This is a genomic window from Paenibacillus koleovorans NBRC 103111 (genome assembly GCF_004000845.1).
GTDB classification, from domain to species: domain Bacteria; phylum Bacillota; class Bacilli; order Paenibacillales; family NBRC-103111; genus Paenibacillus_AA; species Paenibacillus_AA koleovorans.
In genome coordinates, this window is sequence record NZ_BIMA01000200.1 from 1 (window position 1) to 6,285 (window position 6,285).

General features: G+C 65.0%; 4 protein-coding genes. All 4 read left to right on the top strand.

Translation table 11 applies throughout. The features are described 5' to 3' along the window. On the top strand, nt 1–413 hold a 413-nt coding region (locus PKO02S_RS31355), incomplete at its 5' end, for a DUF6385 domain-containing protein (protein ID WP_246067660.1). An 84-nt stretch (nt 414–497) separates the two neighbouring features. After that, nucleotides 498–2,777 carry a glycosyltransferase family 2 protein gene (locus PKO02S_RS31360; RefSeq protein WP_127589127.1) on the top strand — a complete coding sequence of 760 codons (2,280 nt, stop codon included), beginning with the start codon at nt 498–500 and terminating at the stop codon, nt 2,775–2,777. Beyond that, entirely contained in the window at nt 2,734–4,560 is a 1,827-nt protein-coding gene (locus tag PKO02S_RS31365) for a glycosyltransferase family 2 protein (RefSeq protein ID WP_164821810.1), read from the top strand. Before PKO02S_RS31360 ends, PKO02S_RS31365 begins: the two co-directional genes overlap by 44 nt. Before the next feature lie 31 nt (nt 4,561–4,591). Then, the coding region (locus PKO02S_RS31370; protein ID WP_164821811.1) for a tetratricopeptide repeat-containing glycosyltransferase family 2 protein at nt 4,592–6,285 on the top strand (1,694 nt) is incomplete at its 3' end.

Here is a 6,285-nt window from a genome sequence, read left to right on the forward strand (position 1 = left end):
TCACGAACCTGCTGAACGGTACGATTACAAGCGTGCTGGGAGCGACGATTACGGCCGGTACGCTGAGCAGTGTCACCTCGATTTCGCAGAAAAGCTTTGTCGAAAGCTCCACCGCAGGCATCCCAACGACGACCGCTTACAGCGCGCTTCCGGCCGTCAATACGAGTACGCTCGGGACGTATTCGTTCTTCATCAACAACACCGGCGCCAACCGGGCGGACACTCGCGTCGAGATCAGCGCTGACGGGACGAACTGGTTCAGCGACGTCACCTCGGTTACAGGCGTTGCTTCGGGTTCGGTGGATGTGCTTGTCCCGGTCCGTTTCTTGAAATATACCCGGTTGGCCTACCGTTCCAGCGCTCCGGGCAACGATACGACGCTCGACGTCTTTTTCAACGCCCAAGGCACGTAACGAACCGCCAGCTCATACAGTGCATGAAGTCCTGCATCCGGGGCTTCATGCTTATTTGGTTTATGGGGAAAGGGGCAAGCCGGTATGCAGGGAAAAGGCAAGGGGAGCATCGGTGTCCATATGATCGTCCGCAACGAGGAGGCGGCGCTTCCGCGGTGTTTGGCGACCGTGCGCGACTGGGTTGGGGAGATGGTGGTCGTGGACACGGGGTCGACGGACCGGACGCGAGAAATGGCGCTATCGAACGGAGCTATCGTGTTGGAGGTGCCTTGGGCGGACGATTTTGCCGCTGCGCGGAACGTTGGTTTGGCCCAAGCGACGACAGACTGGGTGCTGGTGATCGATGCGGATGAAGAGGCGGTAGCCGGCATGGATCAGTTGGCGGAGACACTGGCTCAGGCGAGCGACATTGAGGAATGCGCGGATGTGACGCTGCATAGCTGGTTCGGGAATGGTCCGGAGGAGAAGCTGGAGCATACGGCGGTGCGGCTGTTTCGGAACGGGCGAGGGTATCGGTACACGGGAAAAATTCATGAGCAGTTGGAGAGAGAAGAGGTGGACGGGGTTCGGAAAGTGGTGCCCGCATCGTTCCACAGTCCGGTTGTATTGAGGCACACGGGTTACTTGCCTTCCGAGCTGCAGCGCAAACAGACGGCGGAACGGAATATGCGGCTGCTCCAACTGGCGCTCGCCGAGCAGCCGGATGATCCGTTCCACCACTATAATTTAGGCGTTGCTTGGTGTCAGGCCGGCGCGTTGAGAGAGGCTTTGGCGTCGTTTGAACGCGCCTGGGTGAGCGCTCCGGAGAGAGCACCTTATCGGGCCGCGCTCATTCGCGATAAGGCCAAGGTACTGCTCGCGCTGGATCGGCCGGCAGAGGCGAGGAAGCTGCTGCACGCAGAGGTGGAGCGGTATGAGGGGTATTCCGATTTGCTGATGCTGCTGGGTGAATGTTGCGAGCGGCTGCGAATGCCGGCTGATGCGATCAGAGCGTATCGAGCGGCGGTGAGGGAGGCTGGGCCGGGCGGATTGCGGCCGCCTTTTATTCGGGAGGCGGGCATGGACGGCTGGCGGCCGCTGACTGCTCTCGGCCGGTTGCACCAGCGTGCAGGCGACTTGGCGCAAGCCGACGCCTGCTACCGCCGCGCCCTGGAGCAGCAGCCGCTGCACGAGCCGGCCTTGGCCGGCTGGGCGGACCTGCTGCAGCTCGCGGGCGCGGACGATGCAGCCATCCGCGAGCGGCTGCTGCAGGCGGTGCGTCCGGCGAGCGAAGCGGGGCCGGACGGCGAAGCGGCGGCGCGGGAGCGGGTCGCCCGCGCCTTGGCCGCCTGCGGCGCGCATGCCGCCGCGCTGGAGGTGCTGCCGCCGGGGGGCGGCGGCGAGGGGTTCGTCTGCAGCGGCTTGCTGCAGACGGGGCAGTTCGCGCGGGCGGCCGAGCGGCTGGCCGCCTGGTGCACGCGCGGCTGTGTGGCCGGGGCCGCGGCCGCTGGAGCTGAGGGGATCGCAAGGGCTGTTGGATCGACCGGGGCCGACGGGTCCGCCGGCGCCGGGGGGATCGCTAGGGCTGTTGGAGAGACCGGATCCGCGGGGTCTGACGGGTCCGCCGGGATGTCTGAATCCGCTCGAACAGCCGGGCAGTTGCCGGTGGCGCCTGCCGGAGCCGTGGCGGATTGGGCGCTGTGCACTTGGCGGTTGGGGCGGGCGCTGCCGCCTGCCTTCTACAGCTGCACGGGGCTTAGCGCGGAGCAGGCGAGAGCGTATGAGGTGCTGGAACGGCTACTGCTGAGGGTGACGGTGGACGCGAGCGGGGAAGTGACGACGGCTAGGCTGGACGGAGCGGAAGCGGTCTTGGAACTGGCTGCCGACCGTCTCCATCGCGCCGTGGAGCTTAGAGAGCTGGAGCTGGCTCACCGGCTCAGCCGGCTGCATGACCGCTTGCCGCTTGTGCTGGCCAAGAGCTTGTACTGCCAGGGGTTCGTGCTTGCCGCCGCCGACCGGCTGCTCACCTTGATGGGGGAAGGACGGTTGGATGGGGAAGGGCTCTTTTATGTAGCGGAAACCGTTTATGAGAAACATTATTACATGCAGGCGGCCTCGCTCTTCGAGCAGGCGGTGGCGTTGGATCCGGGGCTGGAGCGAGCGAGTGTCGGGGCGGCGATGAGCTACTTGAAGCTGGCGCACGAGGTTGCTTCGGAGCATGCGGAGGCGGACGCCGACGGGCTGCGTGCCGACATGGAGAAGCTGGAGCGCAGCATGGCCGTTCTGGACGCGGTGGGCTGGCGCACCGTTTACAACGGCTCGCAAAGGAGGAACAAAGCGTATGCAGCGGGAACGGATTTCGCTGTGCATGATCGTCAAGGATGAAGCGGCGCATCTGTCCCGTTGCCTCCGCAGCGTGTGGGGAGCGGTCGATGAGATCGTCGTAGTGGACACGGGCTCGGCCGACGAGACGGTGGCGATTGCCGAAGATTTTGGCGCGCGGGTTATCCACCAGACTTGGAAAGGCGACTTTGCGATTGCTCGGAACACCGGGGTAGAGCGGGCGGCAGGCGAGTGGATTCTGTTCATGGACGCCGACGAGGAGCTCGAGTTAGCCCATAAGGATGCGCTTAGGGAGCTTGTGAGGCAGCCGGGGGTTGAAGGCTTTTTTCTGCAAATCCATAACTATATCGGTCGGGCTCCGCGAAAAGGGGGGGTTGAGGCCGAAGCCGTGGTAGAGCGGTCTGAAGGGGCGACGATCAACCCGGTGCTGCGGCTGTTCCGCAATCGCCCGGGCCATCGGTTCGAGGGCCGCATCCACGAGCAAATCGCCGCCGCCATCTGTCGGGTAACGCCAGGCGCCGCTTTTCAGATCACAGATGTGATCCTTCATCACTATGGGTATCGGCAGGAGGACGTGCTGCGCAAGGACAAAGTGAAGCGCAATATGGAGCTGCTCCAAGCCGCCCTAGCGGATGAGCCGGACAACGCCTTCTACATGTACAACCTGGGCGTCGAGTTTCTGCGGCTCGGTCAAGCGGCGCAAGCGCGGCTCCAATTCCGCCGGGCGATCGAGCTGGTCGATCCTTACACGTGCAGCTTCGCCCACTTGCTGTACAAATACGAGGTGCGCAGCCTGCAGGCGCTCGGCCATGGGGAGGGTGCGCGTGAGGCGACTCTGGCGGGACTTGCTTTGTACCCCGAGTATACGGACTTGTGGCAGTATCGGGCTGCTTGCGAGATGGCGTTGGGGTTGAGATTGCAGGCCAAACGGTCGCTGCTGGAGGCACTGCGTCTGGGTCCGGCGCCGGCGGGTTACCATACGGAGCAAGGCATCGGCACGTATCAGAGTGCCTACACGCTAGGTCAGCTGGAAGAAGAGGACGGGGAGCTGGACGAGGCGGTGCAGTGGTATGTGGAGACGGTGCGAATGAAATCGAGCCTGACCCCGCCCTTGTGCAGGCTGTTCCGGGTAATGCGAGCAATGAGGCGGGAAGAAGGCATCGTGGAGCTGTTGGCTGAGAAGTTCTCCCTGAGCTCCGGCGAAGCGGTCTGGCGGATCGTCGCGTTGTTGCTTGATTGCCGATGTCCGGCTGCGGCGCGCTTGTTGTTGTTCGGGCCGCTGGCCGCCGGAGTGCCCTCGAGTACGAAAGCGGTAGCCGGCGTGTTGGTGGAGCTTTTCAGCGGGGAGCGGGAGGGAGAGCGAGAGGGAGAGCAGGAGCGGGGGCTGCGGGCGGGGAAAGGCGGTTCTCAGCTCTTGGAGCGTTTGCTGGAGCAGCGCGATTGGCTGGACGATCGGCCGGTTCGCTATCGTGGCGCGGCGGTAGCATTCCTTCGCCCCCAATTGGCGAATGTAGGCGCGGGGCTCCGGAGGGCTGTGGAGCAGGGCGAGCGTGCGGAGGCGGAGCCGGTATGGGCCGGCTTGCAGCGGCTGCTGGAGGGAGCTGCTGCTGCGGGGGCGAGCGGCAAGCTGGCGGTTGTACTGCAGCGCTGGGGGGCTGGGCTGGCGGCGCTGGAGTCGCGGCGGGATCGAGCGGAGGGGGCGCAGGCCTTGATGCGGAGCTTGGCTGCTTTGGCGGATCGGCGGTTGGCCGTCGTGGAGCTCGAGGGGTCGGAGGCGCCTATTCAGGCCGCAAGGCTTGGGTTGCCGGGTTTTGATGGGTTTTGACGGTGGCTGGAGGCCGGAGGAGGAAGCGGCGGTGGAAAAGGGGATGCCTATGCCTAAGCTGGATATTTCGCTTTGTTTGATCGTGCGCAACGAGGCGAAGCGCCTTGCCGATTGTTTGGGCTCCGCCGCCGGGTTAGTGTCGGAAATCGTGGTCGTCGATACGGGGTCGGAGGACGAAACGGTGGCTATTGCGCGGAGCTTTAACGCGGTTGTCGTAGACGCGGAATGGAAGGGTGATTTTGCGGAGGCACGGAATATTGGATTGGCATGCGCCTCGCGGTCCTGGATTCTGGTGCTTGACGCCGATGAGCGCTTGGTGCCTCCCTCACACGATGAGCTCGTCCGGCTGATGGCTCAGGAGCATGTGTACGGCTACAATGTGAAGCTGATCAGTTACGTCGGTGCTGCGGCGGCGAGGGAGCAGTATATTACCGATTCCGTCTGTCGTTTTTTTCGCAACGAGGAGCGGCTCCGATTCCATGGGATGATCCACGAGGAGATCGCTTCCTCTGTTCTGGCTTTGGGTCGGGAGACACTGGCTGATTGCGGGATGACGATCGAGCACGACGGTTATTTGGACGAAGCGATCGCTGAGAAGGCGAAGCCGGAGCGGAATGTGCAGCTCATTCAAGCGGCTTTGGTTCGCGAACCGGACAATGTGCGGATGTGGTACGCCTTGGGCACCGAATGGTTCCAGCAGGAGCGTTACGACCAAGCGTGGCCGATTTTTAGCCGGCTGGTGGCTGAAGGTGATGGGGGTGGGGATGGGACGGCCTCGGGAGTTGGGCTGCGTACGGATGCGGGATACTTCTCCGACTTGGTGCAGAAAGCGGTGTTCACCGCCTGGATGCTGGGCAAACGGACGGAGGCGACCGAGCTGGCGGAGCGGGGGCTGCGGCTGTATCCGGATTTCGCCGATTTGCTCGAGCTGTATGCCAGTCTATTGGCCGAGCAGGGATGCGTAAAGGAAGCATATAAGGTACTGGGGAGAGCCATTGCGGCGGGAGACGTGTCCGGCCAATATTCGGCGAGCTCGGGAGCGGGCACTTACCGGAGCCATTATATGGCAGGCCTGCTGCAGGAGCGGCTCTGTCGCTGGGAGACCGCCTGGATGCACTATGAGCAGGCGGTGGAGGCCGAGCCGGGCTTTGACCCGGCTTGGCTGCGGCTCGTGCCGCTCGGCGCGGCGACCGAGCGGCTGGACCGTGTAGGCGCGCTCCTTGCGCGCTGCGCCGAGGCGGGCCGCCTGCCTGCGAGAACGCAGGCGGCGGTTTTGGAGGCCGCCGTCGACTTGCGGCGGCCCGATTGGCTTGCGCAGCAGCGTGGCGCGCTGCGCGAGGGGTTCGAGCGCCATCCGCTGGCGCTCGGGCTGTTGGCCGCGCAGCTCGGCGATAGCCGAGGCGCGGCACACGCTTGGCGCCGCTGGCGAGGCCACGCGGCGTACGGGCCGGCGGCGGCGCTGCAGCGCTGGGCGCTTGTGCAGGCGCGACGGCCGCGCGGCTCGGCTGGCGTTGCTTCCACCTTCGCTACTGCCCCTGTTGGCACCGCCATACCGTTCGTCCCCGCCTCCGCCTCCACCGCTGGTCAGCCTGCCGCCCTCCCGCCGCCAACCCCTGCCCTAGGCGCTGCCCCGCCTCCCGCCAGGCCTCCCGCCAGGCCTCCCGCCAGGCCTCCCGCCAGGCCTCCCGCCAGGCCTCCCGCCAGGCCTCCCGCCAGGCCTCCCGC